Origin of the sequence: Photobacterium nomapromontoriensis (assembly GCF_050336815.1) — a bacterium.
In the GTDB taxonomy this organism is placed as follows: Bacteria; Pseudomonadota; Gammaproteobacteria; order Enterobacterales; family Vibrionaceae; genus Photobacterium; species Photobacterium nomapromontoriensis.
The window spans coordinates 57,204-73,149 of the sequence record NZ_JAKJSL010000017.1 but is presented as its reverse complement, the minus strand read 5'-3'; the positions used below and the strand labels follow the sequence as shown (position 1 = coordinate 73,149).

Below are 15,946 nucleotides of genomic sequence, written 5' to 3'. Positions count from 1 at the left end.
ATGCAGAAGCGCATTATGCAACTAGTGGCTTTTGAAGCCGTATATTCTTTTCAATGAAAGATGAAGATGGAGCCTTCAGTATGATTAAGTGGTCATCGGTAAAAGGACTCAACGGACTGAAGCATCTGCGGGTCTCAGATATTCGTGGTGTCGTCCAACTTACCACGCAAGCAACGATCGGCGTGACTAAAATTGCTGAGGGTGTCCATCAATCAGTTTGGCGGACCTTAGGTATGCCTAAAGGCGATGATCCTAGCCAAACAAGAGGATTGACGGGGCTTGTTTATAAAAGCATATATACGATTACTCAATTGATCGGTACGGGGACAGATAAGGTACTGGAAAAACAACTTCCCCGATTAGCATTCCTCGATGAGATGAAAATCGATACTGTGGAGCGTCAGGCGGTTTTGTCAGCACTTAATGGGGTGGTAGGGGATCAGCTTGTCGCAAGCCATAACCCACTGGCGACACCTATGGCGCTGTATTATCAGCAGGCGGCCCTAGATTGGTCGAGCTTGACAGCTATGCCTTCAGTGACGGGCAAGGTGCTGATTATGGTTCATGGCTTGTGTATGAATGACACGTTGTGGTGCAGTTCACATGGTGATATTACCGTTGATCATGGGCAAGATCTGTCATCGGCATTGGGGTATACGGCAGTCTATCTTCGTTATAATTCTGGATTACATATTTCTGCTAATGGCCGGGAGCTTGCTACGCATCTTGAGCTTCTTGCGAAAAACTGGCCTGTACCTGTTGAAGAGATCACGATTGTTGCGCATAGCATGGGAGGATTGCTTTCTCGCAGTGCCGTTTACTACGCTGAATCGGACGCATTACTCTGGCCAACGTTAGTTAAAAATATTATTTTTCTTGGTACACCGCATCATGGCGCACCGTTGGAGCGTATGGGTAGTAAACTTGATGTGGTGCTAGGCACGACGCCTTATACCGCGCCATTTTTACTATTAAGCAACCTGCGAAGTTCAGGGATTACGGATTTACGCTACGGTCATGTTATTGATGAAGACTGGCAGGGTATTAACCGTTTTGAAGACCGGCCAGATGCACGCAAGGTGGTTCCCTTACCTGTTAATATTCATTGCTACGCGATTGCGGCGACGACCACAGAACAAAGTTGGTTGGCGGAGAATGTAATTGGTGATGGGTTAGTGCCTCTCAGAAGTGCATTAGGTGTACATGATAATGAAGAGTATATGTTAGCTTTTGATGAGACTTCTCAGCGTATTTTTTATCAAATGAACCATATGGAATTACTCAGCTCTCCGGACGTAACAGAGCAGATGTTAGCGTGGCTCTCTTGATTTAGCGAGTTAGATAATCTTCAACTTTATTACAAAGAGTAAAATCCAATCAAAAGCCCCACCGAAGTGGGGCTTAGTTCTTTATCGTATTAACGTCTAATTAACGGAATACATCGATATTAACGGTAGCAACATTCGACGGGTTACCCTCGCTGTCTTTCACTTGGTAGGTGAACGAAGCGTCGGTATTACGAATCGCAGTGTAAGTTAATGTACCGTCACCGTTGTTGATTAAGCGACCAATGCGTGAATCAGGACCACTCACGACTTCAACGGTTGCAGCATCAATTGATGAGGCACCAGCATCGTCATTGGCAACAACATTGATAACCACTGATGCGCGGTATTTCACAGAAGTGTCATCGTCATTTGCTTCTACTGTAGAGACATTGGCATCTTCGAGAAACAAATCAATAGGACCCAACCCTTTTGCAGCACGACCTGCTGCACCAACAGCGGGAACTTCAAGCCATTCTTCTTCGGCAATTCCTGTGCCGCTATCAATAACCGCGTATTCATCACCTGTTGCGCCATTGGGCACAAACAGTTGAGGATGATCGAACGGTGCTTGTTCCCAGCGTACTCGCTCATCTGTTAGTGATTTCAAGAAGGCCACCAATGCGGCTTTTTCTTCTTCATCAAGTCCAAGAGAACGAATATCAGGATCAAGGTTGGATGTATTATCACCAAAGCCTGTTGAATCTAGGCTATGATCACCCGTTCGGTTCCCGCCGCGGTTATAGAAGTTAATGACTTCTTCTAGGCTCTTCATACTACCGTTATGCATATAAGGTGCTGTTAACTCAACATTACGAAGAATGGATGTTTTCGCTGCACCATCAACTGCGTTACGTTCAGTTGGGCTAACTGGCACGCCGGGATCTTCTTCAAAGGTGTTAGGATCAACTTCGAAGTGATCATGTACATCCTGTCCTGCCGCGCGCTGTTGCTCTTGACGAGTATGGGATAGTGGATTTCCCCATGGGTCGACGCCACCAACAAGTATGTCCTCTTTGGTTGGGCGTACACCAATGTTATAAAAACCGTTATCATATAAAGCGACTTTGTTGTCACCCATTAGCATACGTTCTACCAGACCTTCCTCTTCATCTTCAGCGATTAAGTGCGTTGCTGCTGCTGAAAATTCAGGACCATTATGGCAGTTTACACATTTGCCTTTGGTCACAAATAGCTCCATACCGTAGATTTCTTGCTCGGTAAGAGCTTCATGATCACCATCCATATAGCGGTCAAAGCGGGAGTCGTCAGAGATCAAGGTTGCCTCATAGAGCTGGATAGCTAAGCCCCAGAAGAGGCTAAAATTATGTTCTATCTGCTCGTAACCATCGACTTTACGGCCATAAGACCAGAGATCATCATGGAATGCCTCCTGGATCATTTTGCGATAGCTGGTTCTTAAGCCTTTTGATGGGCTAGCCGTTAATGCGCCAAGTTCACTGTCGGTATGATCAACTTGTTGTAATCCAAGTGGTACTAATCTGAGAAGTTTTTTCCCCATAGTCTGGAATGCTTTTGTCGAACATGTCATCTCAAAATCACTGCCCGGAGGTCCAACAGCTTGAGATGCAGCACTCGAATTTTTAAGATTAACTTCTTTTAAGCTAATTTTTCCTGTGCCTCGGTCAAAGTGCATGATGCGTGCATCTTTATTACGTGGGCCAAAGGGGTCAACACCGTTAAAATTATTGTTTGCTCGGCCATCCCAGAAGTTGCGGAAGTTAAAAATGGCATTTATAACGGTTGGGGTATTTCTAGGTTCAACCCGGCGAACACCAATGTCATTGACATGGAAGATATCTTTCACGTTGGTACAATCTTCCCGTCGGTCACCAAACTGTGGATCGTAGCTTGTTGTGAAAAGATCATTGAATACTGCGGAATGAATCCCTTGAGAAGAGACAACATCATCGCTATCAAATAGAACCGCTGAGTGGCGATCGTCTGGATTGGCATAGAGACGGAAAGGGAAGTCAGAAGGGACAAGAGAATAGTTTGGACCGCCTTTGCCACCTGAAAGTGTTGGGTCGAATATTTCTCTTTTCGCCGGATCAGTATGCCTTAACCCTGGACTGATTTGGTTTTTTGACCGGTTATCCGCACCTGCGCTGAAGTGACAGCTTGCACAGCTCTGTCCTCGACTGCCTGCCTGCATATCCCAAAAGAAAGCTTTACCGAGTTTAATGGCTGCATCTTTGTCTTTAACATAGTCGTAGAGACCAGATACAGCTGCCGGTTGGATACCCTTTAAGGATCCAATGCCTGATAGATCAACGGGCTCTGATTCTTCAACAGCCTCAACGGCAAGAACGGTTGTTGAGACGCCTAGTATACCTGCCGCAATTAAGGCATATAGCCGACGGCGTTTGTGGAATTTTTCGTAATTCATTGCTCACCCCTGACTTCCATTTACTGATATAAATGTTTGCTTATCGATAACGAGTTTTATCTCGTGACATTAAAGATGGGCGAAATCAGTATTCTCGATTATCATTTTTGTGAAAAGATGGCTATCAACCAGTTATCACGTAAATATAATGAATGATAATTTGTTACAGATATAATACTGAGAAAGAAAGTGAGAATATTGTTTATGATTTGGTTGTTTTACCATATCGATAATGTTGATGTTATTCCCATTTAAATCATGATTTATTCAATCTTCATATGCTAACTGAGTGATATTTAAGCGTATTTTTTTGATAAAAAACAAGCCAAACTCTGGTGTTTTTTTTCTGATAATTGTAATAGCGACTTATTTAAAATAAGACATCAATTCTTTTATAATATTTTGTCAGTAGTGTTAGAAAGAAGACATTAGATAATAAAAAGCACAGCGTTAGCTGTGCTTGATAAATATTAATATCGAAGCGAAGAATTAAGCGTTAGCCAGTTTCTTTTCCAGCGCTTCGGCATCTACAGGCTTGGTGATAAACGACAAGAATATCGCGACAGCCATCATCACGGCACAGATAGTGTACGCCAGTGTGTAAGTACCCGTTGTATCAACCGCAACAGCAGCAACAACTGGGCCGATAAAACCACTGATACCCCAAGCAGTATAAAGTACACCGTAGTTAGCACCGTAGTTTTTTAGACCATAGTAATCAGCAATGATTGACGGGAATACCGCAAGCAGAGTGCCGTAACCTACACCGGCCAGAGCTGCACCGATCATGAGGGTGAAGTCAGTATTGAAACTTGCGAATAGCGCCATGTTGATGCCTTGCATAATGAAGGCAATCATGAGTGTTTTCACACCACCAATCTTATCAGACAGCATGCCAGCAGCAATACGGCCACCAGAGTTAAAGATTGACAGGATAACGACAAGGTAAGCCGCTTGGGTAATATTCGCTTGTTGGGCCGCCATCGAAGTAATATTACCAATTACCATTAGGCCGGCAGACGATGCCAGTGCAAACATTAGCCATAGCGAGTAGAACTGTGGTGTTTTAATCATTGCACGCCAGTTGATATCAACAGGTTTGGTGGAACCTTTATATGCTGCACCTGCTGGAGCAACCGGGGTGTAATCAGCGGGTGGGTTATTAATGGTGCAAGCGAGAGGCACAGCAATAACCAGTACCGCACAGCCTAGGATCAAGAAACTGGTGTTGATGCCATACGTGCTAATTAGCGTTGATGTTAACGGCGCAAGGTATACCGCTGCAAGACCGAATCCAGCTGCGATTAGACCGTTAACCATACCTTTTTTAGACGGGTGGAACCACTTCATTGCAGATGGAGCAAGACAAGCGTAACCAAAGCCGATACCACAACCTGTAAGCAGACCAAAAGTAATGATAAGCATAAGTGGGGTTGTAGCAAAGCTTGAGATAATCATGCCTAGGCCAACCATCACGGTACCTAAGATTAGAATACGGCGAGGGCCCATACGGTCTTGAAGTACACCTGCAATCAATAGTGAAACTGCGAACGTGATCACGGCAACAGTATATGGCATTGATGCGTCAGCGTTTGACCAGCCTAGATCAACCACTAGAGCTTGTTTGAATACACTCCACGCGTACAAAATTCCCATACACAGATTGATACAGAATCCGGCTAGTAGGATCTGCATAGCTTTATCAATTTTTTTCATCTTGTTCTCAGTTACACGATAGAAGCAGCTAGATGGTAAACCGCTGCATAAATTCTAAATTTTTTTAGTCTTTATCAACAAAAATTGTATTGTTGCCAAAGGAGCGCGGATTCTATCAACATTTCTTTAATATAAAACCGTTATACATCTTCAGTTACAATTGTTTTAGTTGGTTCTTGAGCTGTTCATAACTGGCATCTTTATCACGATTGAATACTCACCCTGCAGTCATATTGAAACTGTAGGGTGAGAGTGTTTATTGATGGGGGCAGGGCGGGTTAGTTTGAGATTATGCTGAATATTTTGTCTTTAAGCTGGACACGTTCAAGTTTGAGTTGAGTGAAATGTGTATCGTCGGTAGGGATTTTACTGTTTTCTAAGCCACGAATTTTGTGATCGAGTTGATGGTACCTGTCTGACATGTGCTTAAAGTGTTCATCGGTACTTTTCAGTTTGTTAATTTTTTCGTGTAAATCTGGAAACTCAATAACGAGCGCGTGATTTTCATCTAACATCGTGTATACCCCGTATGTTTGATATGTTGTGCATACTAATCATAGCTGGAGATAGCAGAAACAGAAAAGGCCAGATCACTGATCTGGCCTTTATCCCTCGTTATTTCAGCGCTAAGTTTATCTTGGCTGAAACGCAGGTTTTGAGTCGGTTAGGTCTGTTTAATTATTGCATGAAGCTAATAAATGTTTGTAGCACAACCAAGTTGGCAATATCAATGAAGAAAGCACCAACGATAGGTACGACCATAAATGCCTGTGGCGATGGTCCATTGCGTGAAACCAGAGAACCCATATTCATGACAGCCGTAGGGGTAGCTCCCATCCCAAATCCACAGTGGCCACCTGCGATAATGGCAGCGTCGTATGTCTTACCCATCATGCGGAATGTTACAAAGTAGGCAAATAGTGCGAGTATGAGCGTTTGAACTGCAAGAATAAGTAGCATGGGTAGCGCAAGACCAAGTAGCTCCCAAAGCTGCAGGCTCATTAGCGCCATCGCAAGGAACAACGATAACGAGATTGTGCCAAGTGCATCCACGGTTTCATTATTGATGGTATAGATCTTTGTGCTTTCACACAGGTTAGTGATGAAAACGCCAATAAATAAAGCATAGACAAAATCAGGGATCCGTAACCAACTAATGCCAAAACTGTCTACAATTTCTTTAACATGAGCAGCGCCTGCAACACAAACCAAGAGAATAAAGAGGACTTCAATGGTGTTTTTGGCTGTGATGCGATCTTCTTCTGAATCACTGTAAGTTACAAGATCCGGGTGGTTGATATGGTGGTTTTCACCTGGACCAAATTCAGATTTAAGGTTGAACTTGTTGATCAAACGCTGAGCAACGGGACCGCCGATAATCCCCCCCATGACCAAGCCAAACGTGGCTGCTGCCATTGAAAGCTCTAGTGTGTGCAGCCCGTAGTTTTCTGCAAAGGTTTGCGACCAAGCAGCACCCGTACCGTGGCCACCTGATAATGTAATAGAGCCAACCATTAAGCCAAGTAAAGGATCGAGGCCAAGCAGCTTACTCAGACTTACACCAACGATGTTCTGAATGATAATAAAGAGTGTCGCAACGCCCAAAAATAGGAAGACGCGCGATCCACCTTTGAGTAGTAATTTAAAGCTCGCGGCTAGGCCAACGGTGGCAAAAAACATCTGCATTAAGGTGTCTTTCAAGCCGAGCTTGAACGTAATGTCATAACCTTGTGTGTGCGTGATGGCAATAACTGCAGCGACGATTAACCCACCGACGATAGGCTCAGGAATATTGTACTTTCGCAATACCTTAACTTTGCTATTAATGAAGTAGCCAAGAAAAAGCACAATAATCGCAATGAGAAACGAATCAAGTTCGTTAATTTGTATAATAGTGTTCATGATTATGTCTTTTCATTGTTTTTTCAGAAGGTAATCTTACTCTCTAAAAAGACACCTGYCTATATTGCCATTTATTCGGTAGTAGTGTAGTGCTTCGTACTGTTGTTTGTTGTCTCTGTTAGATGATTAGCGTCTATTTTTATAGTTTGAAAATTTAGTTAGGACAAATGTTGAAAGGATGTTGTAGTAAAAGTGCGCGAGAATTTAGTTTGATAAAGTCATGAATGACTAACAGAATCGTAAATAAATCACGCTCAACGTATAAAAATCAGCATGCTAGTAGCATATAACTGAATAGGAGTCGTACTATTAGTGCATATTAATCAGAATATTCCATGTGATAAGAATGTTAATATAAAAGGATAGGAGTACAAAAAACAATCATCACGATAAAAGTGGTCATATTGCAACCGTATTGAATGTATATTGACCGCTATTTTTTTTGAAAAATAATACAGAAAGGCATGAATGTACCAAGGGTTTTATCAATATTGCTTGTTTTGTTGAATAAAACACCGTTGAAAAAAGTTTTTTTTTGAGAAATTGGCATATTATTATATGCAACAATATGCGATTTGTTTTGCTTTGGTAATTGTTAGGTTAAACGAAAACGCCATAAAACATACCCAAATGACCTCAAAATACCGTCAAAATGACAGTAGCCTTGAGGTAACTTGGGAATAAATCATATCAATGTTATCTAACTACGTTTTTTTAGTTTTAACTTTTTTCGTAATTCATTGATATATTCAACACGATCAGGGTTGGCTGGCTCACTATCGTATTCAAGTTGATGCAATGTCTGTGCTTCATTTTCTGTTACACAGCGTCCATTGATGCGGTAATGAGGCTGCTTGGTGTCAAGCGTTGCCTGCTGGGATGCATCTTCTTGGGCTTTCGCCATTGCTTCTCTGGCCAAGCTTTGGTTGGTTGGGTCTAGTACAACGTGCTTACGCTGAAATGTTTGCCCTTGTCCTTTACCTGACGACTGTTGATCGCGTTGTTTAATGAAATTGTCTAGATGTTCACTAAAGCTCATGGTTTACCTGCTAGCGCTTACGTACTCTCTTAACGTTATAGTCACAGTAAGAGAAAATCAACGAATATATTCCCTAGTGTAACCCGCCAAGCTATTAAAGATAACTCGATCTTTGGATATAGCGAAGGGCAGTATGTAAAAGACGTCGAGTTAGTAGACTGGACAGCTATATCACTATCTCTGGACTGACATTTAAATATTGTTGTTCAAATGTCTTAATTGGCATTGGACGACCAAAGAAGAAGCCCTGAAATTCTTCGACACCGATGCTGGACAAGAATGCTTCCTGTGAATCGGTTTCCACACCTTCTGCAACAACACGCATTTTCAGGTTATGGGCAAGTTCAACAATTGATCGGGTAATCGTAATATTATCTTTGTTCCAAGGCAGGTCTTTCACAAATTCACGGTCAACTTTTAGGATGTGGATTGGGAAGCGGCTCAAGTAAGCCAATGATGAGTAACCGGTTCCAAAGTCGTCAACGGCAATTTTGACACCCAGTGATTCGAGTCTCATTAATTTGTCGAGAGCTGTTTTTACATCGGACATTATGACACTTTCAGTAATCTCTAATTCGAGATATGTCGGGTTACAGCCTGATTCGAGAATGGCTTTTTGTACAGATTCAACCAAGTTTGAGTTTAGCAACTGACGAGCAGAGATATTCAATGCATAGTTAAGATAAATGCCTCTGCTTTGCCATTCAGTCAGTTGATGACATGCCTGCTGGATCATCGTTTCACCGACATCAATGATGAGCCCAGAGCGTTCGAGGATAGGTATAATCTCAAATGGAGGTTGGATTTCACCCATATTATCGCGCCATCGAAGTAATGCTTCAATACCGCAAATATTATGCGAGATGGCATCAACTTTAGGTTGATAGTAGAGTTCGTAACGATCAGTACCGAGGCTTTTTCTGAGATCAGATTCAAGGTGAAGTCGTTTGACCGTTTCAATTCCCATCTCGCGGGTATAAAAGCAGAATGTATTACGTCCTTGGTCCTTAGCGCGGTATAAGGCGATATCTGCATGCTTATTGAGATCTTCTGTGCTAATTGCATCATTAGGTAACAGACTGATCCCTACGCTGGCTGTTAGGCATAACTCTTTACTATCAATGGTCAATGGTGCTGAAATTTGGTTGATGATCCGGTTTGCCAAATGTGAAATATTCTCGGGAGTGGCATGATAAGTGACTAGAATGGCGAACTCATCACCACCTAGTCGGGCCGGAAAGTCGGTGTCACGTAGCGAATGTTTAATTCGTTCAGATATTGCTTGAATGACTTTATTGCCAAGCTCATGGCCAAATGAATCATTAACGCGTTTGAAATTATCAAGATCGAGCGAGAGTAGAGCAATGCTGTTTCCTGTTTCACGGTTATAAGTAACGGCAGCATCGATATTTTGTTGTAGTAAGGTTCGATTTGCCAGTCCTGTCAGTTGATCATAGTGAGCCAGTTTGTGTAATCGGTCCTCAAACAACATCCGTTCGGTGATATCTTTACCGGTAGATATATAGTGACTGATGTTGCCATGATGATTACGGATTGGGGAAATGGTTTTCTCTTCGTAGATGATGCCATCATTGGATTGTCGCTGGGCAATGACACGTTGAATGGTTTGTCCCTGTTTAAGCTGCTCCTGAAGATGCTGTATTTCATGTTTGTTAGGAAGGTTGCGTCTGAGTAATTTCGTTGATTGCGTACCAATAATATCCTTAGCTTCAACGTCATTATTTTTCTCAAATGACGGATTAACGTATTCAACAATACCTTTACTATCAGTAATGATAATTGAGTCGTTACTTTGTTCTAACGCTCGCGACATGCTTTTTAGCTTTTCTTCCCGTTCGATCCACTCTGTGATGTCGCGTAAATTCAATAGTATTTCACGACTTGAGCTATAAGATGTCTCGGTGGCAATCACTTCAATGTGCTTGTTTTTTACATTATTGATTTGTATTTGTGTCTTAATGACACGCTTATGTTGTGCTTGATGGCTATGGATTTGTTCAACCAGCTCTTTAATTTGTTTCCGAGCGTTATCTCCTGTCAACTGATCAAGCAAATTTTCCCCTTGCTGCGTATCATCTTGTAACATCAAGATCTCACTCGCCGCGGTGTTAATTGTAATGATGTTCATATACTCATCAATAGTCAGCAGGCCATCAGGGGCATGTTTAAGCACCGTTGCATATTTGAGTGCAGTGTCTTTCACTTCAAGGTTAAGTTTTCGCTGAGCGTTGAGCATTTGTGATAAATGCCAGGCCAAAACAATACACCCGGAGGCAAGGGACAGGACGAGAATACTGAAGATAATGAACTTAAGAATACGTTGTTGGGAGTAGGCAAGTTCTTTAACGGCATCTTGCATGTTGACTCTGGATATGATGGTCCAGGGTAGATCTGTGCCCATAAAAGGGAGAGTAAATTGCTCTTCACCTGAAAAAGAAACACCAGAAAAAAATCGAGTGTAGGTATAAAGCTGATCATCAATAAGCGTTTGGCCATTATCATGCTTGAGAATTTGCTCCCATAGTGTGCTATGAGCTTGGTGAAAATCGAGCTGTTCTGGATTTAAGACTGAGGGCATGAATAACCAAGAGCTGTTGTTGTCTGGCCCCAGTAGCCACTGACCCTCATTATTGATAAGCCAATTTTGAACGTCGTTCCATCCATACTGAAGGGTTAGTTCATCTAAATAGTCTTTTCCGAGGTAATTTAGACTGAGTAGCCAGCTTTCACCGTTAACTTTGTAGTGGCTAATAAAACGCAACATCGGTTTTGATGGCACTTCAAGTTGACCATTTTCCATATTGAGATCGAACTGAGAGGTATAAAATCCACCAGAAGGTGTTTGGAGGGCTTTTTGTATATATGATCTGTGATTTTTGTTTTGGAGTCGATCTTGACTGACAACGGCTGCATCATTACCGTCTTTGTTGACTCTGATGATCTCCATACCATTCTGATCGAGAAGGCGGATCTGATCATAGTAGCTTCTGGTTGAAGAGAGACGCTTGAATGTTGCGCTCAAAATTTGATTTTTTTCTTCTCGTGAGTAGTTCTGGTGCGCAACTTCTTTGGCTTTTTCTGTTAGATAGCGGAGATCTTCGATAATAGGGGCAAAATGGAGGCGAGTAATATGAAGAGATGATTGGTGACGACTAAGCTCCCGTTCTTGGACTCGCTGTCTAAGCTGATCCATATCGTCTTTGTATATGTAGTAAGTTGCTGCTGCTGTGATAGAAAGCAGTGGAATGAGCAGCATCAAAAATCGAAATATTGCAACTTTCATCTTTCATGTATCTTCCATGAGGCCCCTTGTACAGTATGAGTATAGCGATGATCTGTGTGCTGATGCATATGTTTTTTCTGGTTTAGTCTATTTAGTCACATCAGGAAGTGAAAAATATACTAAATAGTGCGTATTGATGCGGTGTTGCTGAGGGTAGCAATAGGCCCGGACTGATAAACGGGCCAAAGGGATGGTGAGGACGCTTACGCGTTAATTAACCAGCCATTCTCAACGGCTAAGTCAATTTGTTGGCATGCATAGTTCCAAAGAGCAGGGGTCACGGTTGCAAGGTATTCATTCCGTTTAAGTACTTGCTGTTTTGTGACTTTATGGCGAACCCAACTGCCACCTTCGTTAGCCATGTTTTGTAACAAGGGTAGGATGCGATCCATGCCTTTCGCAAAACGTGCATCAGCGGTTTCCGCTAGTTCGAATTCCATCCATAGCGCTTTCATTTGCTGGAATTGATCAGCAGGTAATAATCCGAAAAGGCGATTGGCGGCTTCGATTTCTTTTCCTTCTTGTCCATCGAGTTCGTGTTGGGCGGCGAAAGCAAATGTATCACCCGCATCAATTTCCACAATGTCATGAATGAGTAGCATCATAACCGCACGGTTAATATCGACACTTTCCTCAATATAGTCTTTTAGGACTTGCGCCATTAACGCAATGTGCCAGCTGTGTTCGGCACTATTTTCTTGTCGGTTGTTATCGGCTTTTACTGTTGTCTGGCGATAAATCGCTTTTAGGCGGTCAAGTTCTAAGATGAAAGAAAGCTGTTGGTTGAGATTGTTCATTGCGTCCTCATTGCAGTCAGGCAGTCTCACGATAAGTGAGAATGGCATTAGACTATGGAGATGGAAATAGTGCAAGGATAAAGCACAGCCGCTAACAAGTTAGATAACCCATTTGAAATCAGCTGAAATAGGGATGTTTTTATGTCTGCTTTTTGCATTGTTTTCCCTGTGAATGTGAGTTTTGCCGATAGTTAATTCATTACGAGATGTAAGGGGAGGGAATAGTAAAATGATGCCCGTGAAAACGGGCATCATTACATGAATCAGTGAATAGTCTCAAAAGCCAAGGCTTTTTTCTCTACCTGACGGAAGAGTAGAGTCAGGCAACCATTTACCGCGAGATAAAAGGCACCAGCCACACTGAAGACAACCAGCGTATCGTATGTTTGAGCATTTATACGTTGGGCATAGCCCATGATATCCATGATGGTGATTGTGCTGGCCAGTGACGTTCCCTTGAAAACAAGGATCACCTCATTGGAATAAGCCGGGATCGCACGACGAATCGCATAGGGTAAAAGTACGCCTAATGTCGCTTTAGTGTCCATCCCCAAAGCCCGGCATGCTTGCCATTGCCCTGACGGTATGGCGTTGAATGCCCCTTTAAAAAGTTGTGTACTATAGGCTGCAGTATTAAGAGCTAGTGCGAGCATGGCGCAGAACCACGGTTGACTCAACCAATCCCAGGCAATACTGTTGCGCACGATGTCGAATTGCCCTGGCCCATAATAGATCAAAAATATCTGGACTAAGAGCGGTGTCCCCGTGAACAGAGTCACAACGCCACGACTAAGCCAGTGTAGACCTGGTGTTCTTACGATTAAGGTCAGTGTCATTGCTAGTGCGAGTAAACAGCCAACCAGTAACGAGGCAATTGTGAGTTCAAGGCTGGTATGTAACCCCTTCATTAACAGCCATATATCTTGTTCACTCATGCAGCCGCTCCTTTCGTTTGCCCACCATCTTGGGTGTTGTATTTATTATCCAGTACTTTAACAAAGCGCTGAGTGATCAATGTAATAATGAGATACACGGCAGCAGCGCAGGCATACCAGGTGAAACTTTCATGTGTGGCGGCGGCGGTAAGCTGAGCCTGCTTGAGTAAATCTGTTACCCCAATCAATGAAACGAGTGCGGTATCTTTTAGCAGCACCAGCCATTGGTTGGTGAGGCCAGGTAATGCATGGCGGATCGCTTGTGGCAGAACAATACGCAAAAACGCTCGGCTTTTACTGATCCCCAGCGCGTTGGCCGCTTCACGTTGGCCATTCGGCACCGCTTTTAATGCCCCCCGTAATGTTTGCGCAGCATAAGCGGCAAAGATCAACGAAAGGGCAATAACACCGGAAAAAAACGGGCTGATTTCAATGAACTCACCGGTGATGAGGAACAATATTTGAGTAGAACCGAAAAAAATGAATAAGACAACGAGCAGCTCAGGTAAACCACGAAGCACGGTCACAAGGGCTGTCGTTGGCCATGAAATGACACGGTAACGTGACATTTCACCACCGGTGAAAATAACTGCTAACACCAAACCGACCGCAACGCTTGCTAGACTGAGCTGGATAGTTACCCAGCTCGCCTCAAGTAGCGTCAGTGCATAACCTGATAACGCCATAACTTACTTTCCGAAGTACTTGTCAAAAATTTGCTGGTACTGACCGTTTTGTTTTACCGTTTTCAGTGCAGCGTTTAGTTTCTCCAGTAGCGCTTGATTGTCTTTGTTAAGAGCAATACCAAAGCCGTTACCAAAGTATTTTGCATTCGTGACTTGATCACCCACATACGTTAGGTTGTCATTCTTCTTAAACCATTCAGCCACGACAGCGGTGTCACCAAAAACAGAATCGATACGGCCATTTTGCATGTCGATGAAAGCGTCTTGATAGCTGGCATAAGGGACAGCTGTTACACCTTCAAGTTGCTCAGTCAGATAGCTTTGGTGTGTAGAACCATTTTGTACACCTACACGTTTACCTTTAAGGGCTGCTTGATCTGCCAAGGTGCCTTTAATTGAAACAAAAGCGGCAGAGTTATCGTAATAAGCATCCGTAAAATTAACCACTTTCTGACGCTGCTCAGTGATGTCAATGCCTGAAATAGCAGCATCATAGCGACGGAATTTTAATGCAGGGATCAAGCTATCAAAAGGTTGATTGTGAAAGGTACATTTCGCTTCAATCACATCACAAAGGGCATTAGCCAGATCGACATCAAAACCTTGAATTTGGTTGTTTTCATCAACATATTCAAAAGGTGCGTATGTTGCTTCCATTGCGAATTTAATCTCTTCCTGTGCAGCCGCTTGTATTGATGCCAAACTGATAAGAGAAGCCAGTAAAATTTTTTTCATCACGATACTCCATGCGTCGTTATTACAGCACCTTTAGACTCGATCAGATGCTAAAAGAAAAATTAGGGGTATGTTTAGTACCCGTTTAGTGCTTAAGGTATTTGGCAAACTCAGCGGTTGCTGGGTGACTAAATGCCTCTTTGGTTCCATGTTCAACCATGTGGCCTTTTTCGAGATAAAGGACATGACTGGCAATTTTCTTCGCGAATTCCACTTCATGAGTTACAACCACTTGAGTGATTCCGGTTTCGCTCAAATCTTTAATAATGTTGACGACCTGATTGGTGATTTCAGGGTCAAGTGCTGCAGTGGGTTCGTCAAAGAGCAAGATTTCTGGTTTCATCATTAATGCTCTGGCGATAGCTACCCGTTGTTGTTGACCACCTGAAAGTTGTAGCGGCCAAGCATCGACTTTATCTGCAAGCTGTAATGTGGTTAGTATTTTTAATGCTTCGCTTTTCGCTTCTTCTTTATTAATGCCCGCGACTTTTACAGGGGCTTCAATTAAGTTTTCCATCACGGTTAGATGAGGCCAGAGGTTATATTGTTGAAATACCATCCCCACTTTACGTCTGAGCTTGAGGCTCTGCTTTTCACAAACAGTTTGTGAAAAATCAAATTTTTCATTGGCAATCTCAAGCTGGCCACTATTGGCACTTTCAAGCAAGTTAAGCACTCTGAGTAAAGAGCTTTTACCTGCACCGCTTGGCCCCAGTAATACTAAAGTTTCTCCTTGGTGGCAGGTGAAGTCCACATCATGGAGTACCTGAGTATTACCGTAGAATTTATTGATATGTTTTACTTGAATACTCATGCTTACATTCTGCATTAATTGTCACTTAAGTCTCATATTACCTATAGTGACTGCTTATGCAAGATAAATGTATAAAAAATCTCGCAGGTTGCAAAAAGGTTTAATGTTTGTTCCTGTAATGAGTGTATTTTCCGACTAACTCACTGGTTTATAACGCTACAAAAGGTAGATGTGAAAATTAACAAGAAGCACAAAGGGAAAGATGCTAATGACGTGTTACATGGAAAAAGGGGGGCGATTAACAGAAAAGAAAAAGGCCACCCGGAGGTGGCCTTGATATTTA

Annotated in this window: 12 protein-coding genes; 1 reads left to right on the top strand and 11 read right to left on the bottom strand. The window is 42.7% G+C overall.

All coding sequences use genetic code 11. The features are described from left to right. Positions 1-80 precede the first annotated feature (80 nt). Positions 81-1,328 (top strand): esterase/lipase family protein, encoded by a 1,248-nt coding sequence (locus L4D12_RS03435; RefSeq protein ID WP_428446430.1) that lies wholly within the window; start codon positions 81-83, stop codon positions 1,326-1,328. A 100-nt stretch (positions 1,329-1,428) separates the two neighbouring features. Here the strand turns inward: L4D12_RS03435 and L4D12_RS03430 are convergent, their stop codons facing one another. The 11 genes from L4D12_RS03430 to artP form a co-directional block, all read right to left on the bottom strand. After that, positions 1,429-3,735, bottom strand: a complete 2,307-nt coding sequence (locus L4D12_RS03430) for a cytochrome c peroxidase (protein ID WP_428446429.1) — start codon at positions 3,733-3,735, stop codon at positions 1,429-1,431. A 489-nt stretch (positions 3,736-4,224) separates the two neighbouring features. After that, positions 4,225-5,451: an L-lactate MFS transporter gene (locus L4D12_RS03425; protein ID WP_428446428.1), complete on the bottom strand. Its 1,227-nt coding sequence runs from the start codon at positions 5,449-5,451 to the stop codon at positions 4,225-4,227. 278 nt (positions 5,452-5,729) lie between these two features. Further along, entirely contained in the window at positions 5,730-5,873 is a 144-nt protein-coding gene (locus L4D12_RS03420; protein WP_428446568.1) for an HP1242/YdcH family protein, read from the bottom strand. A gap of 256 nt (positions 5,874-6,129) precedes the next feature. Continuing rightward, positions 6,130-7,353 (bottom strand): sodium/glutamate symporter, encoded by a 1,224-nt coding sequence (gene gltS / locus L4D12_RS03415; RefSeq protein WP_428446427.1) that lies wholly within the window; start codon positions 7,351-7,353, stop codon positions 6,130-6,132. A gap of 700 nt (positions 7,354-8,053) precedes the next feature. Continuing rightward, positions 8,054-8,392: a hypothetical protein gene (locus L4D12_RS03410; RefSeq protein WP_428446426.1), complete on the bottom strand. Its 339-nt coding sequence runs from the start codon at positions 8,390-8,392 to the stop codon at positions 8,054-8,056. Positions 8,393-8,558: 166 nt separating this feature from the next. After that, positions 8,559-11,696: a putative bifunctional diguanylate cyclase/phosphodiesterase gene (locus tag L4D12_RS03405; RefSeq protein WP_428446425.1), complete on the bottom strand. Its 3,138-nt coding sequence runs from the start codon at positions 11,694-11,696 to the stop codon at positions 8,559-8,561. A 203-nt stretch (positions 11,697-11,899) separates the two neighbouring features. Next, positions 11,900-12,493, bottom strand: coding sequence for an HD domain-containing protein (locus tag L4D12_RS03400; protein WP_428446424.1), 594 nt, complete (start codon positions 12,491-12,493; stop codon positions 11,900-11,902). 263 nt (positions 12,494-12,756) lie between these two features. Continuing rightward, positions 12,757-13,428: an arginine ABC transporter permease ArtM gene (artM, locus tag L4D12_RS03395; protein WP_428446423.1), complete on the bottom strand. Its 672-nt coding sequence runs from the start codon at positions 13,426-13,428 to the stop codon at positions 12,757-12,759. Continuing rightward, positions 13,425-14,114, bottom strand: coding sequence for an arginine ABC transporter permease ArtQ (gene artQ / locus L4D12_RS03390; protein WP_428446422.1), 690 nt, complete (start codon positions 14,112-14,114; stop codon positions 13,425-13,427). The genes artM and artQ overlap by 4 nt, the downstream gene beginning before the upstream one ends. A gap of 3 nt (positions 14,115-14,117) precedes the next feature. Next, on the bottom strand, positions 14,118-14,849 hold the full coding sequence (locus L4D12_RS03385; RefSeq protein WP_428446421.1) for an arginine ABC transporter substrate-binding protein: 732 nt from the start codon (positions 14,847-14,849) through the stop codon (positions 14,118-14,120). An 85-nt stretch (positions 14,850-14,934) separates the two neighbouring features. Continuing rightward, positions 14,935-15,663, bottom strand: coding sequence for an arginine ABC transporter ATP-binding protein ArtP (gene artP, locus L4D12_RS03380; protein ID WP_428446420.1), 729 nt, complete (start codon positions 15,661-15,663; stop codon positions 14,935-14,937). Positions 15,664-15,946 lie beyond the last annotated feature (283 nt).

Coding starts and splice junctions, on each gene's coding strand:
- L4D12_RS03420 (WP_428446568.1), bottom strand. CDS start 5,873: ATGTCAGACAGGTACCATCAACTCGATCACAAAATTCGTGGCTTAGAA.
- artP (WP_428446420.1), bottom strand. CDS start 15,663: ATGAGTATTCAAGTAAAACATATCAATAAATTCTACGGTAATACTCAG.
- L4D12_RS03430 (WP_428446429.1), bottom strand. CDS start 3,735: ATGAATTACGAAAAATTCCACAAACGCCGTCGGCTATATGCCTTAATT.
- artQ (WP_428446422.1), bottom strand. CDS start 14,114: ATGGCGTTATCAGGTTATGCACTGACGCTACTTGAGGCGAGCTGGGTA.
- L4D12_RS03405 (WP_428446425.1), bottom strand. CDS start 11,696: ATGAAAGTTGCAATATTTCGATTTTTGATGCTGCTCATTCCACTGCTT.
- L4D12_RS03435 (WP_428446430.1), top strand. CDS start 81: ATGATTAAGTGGTCATCGGTAAAAGGACTCAACGGACTGAAGCATCTG.
- artM (WP_428446423.1), bottom strand. CDS start 13,428: ATGAGTGAACAAGATATATGGCTGTTAATGAAGGGGTTACATACCAGC.
- L4D12_RS03385 (WP_428446421.1), bottom strand. CDS start 14,849: ATGAAAAAAATTTTACTGGCTTCTCTTATCAGTTTGGCATCAATACAA.
- L4D12_RS03410 (WP_428446426.1), bottom strand. CDS start 8,392: ATGAGCTTTAGTGAACATCTAGACAATTTCATTAAACAACGCGATCAA.
- L4D12_RS03425 (WP_428446428.1), bottom strand. CDS start 5,451: ATGAAAAAAATTGATAAAGCTATGCAGATCCTACTAGCCGGATTCTGT.
- gltS (WP_428446427.1), bottom strand. CDS start 7,353: ATGAACACTATTATACAAATTAACGAACTTGATTCGTTTCTCATTGCG.
- L4D12_RS03400 (WP_428446424.1), bottom strand. CDS start 12,493: ATGAACAATCTCAACCAACAGCTTTCTTTCATCTTAGAACTTGACCGC.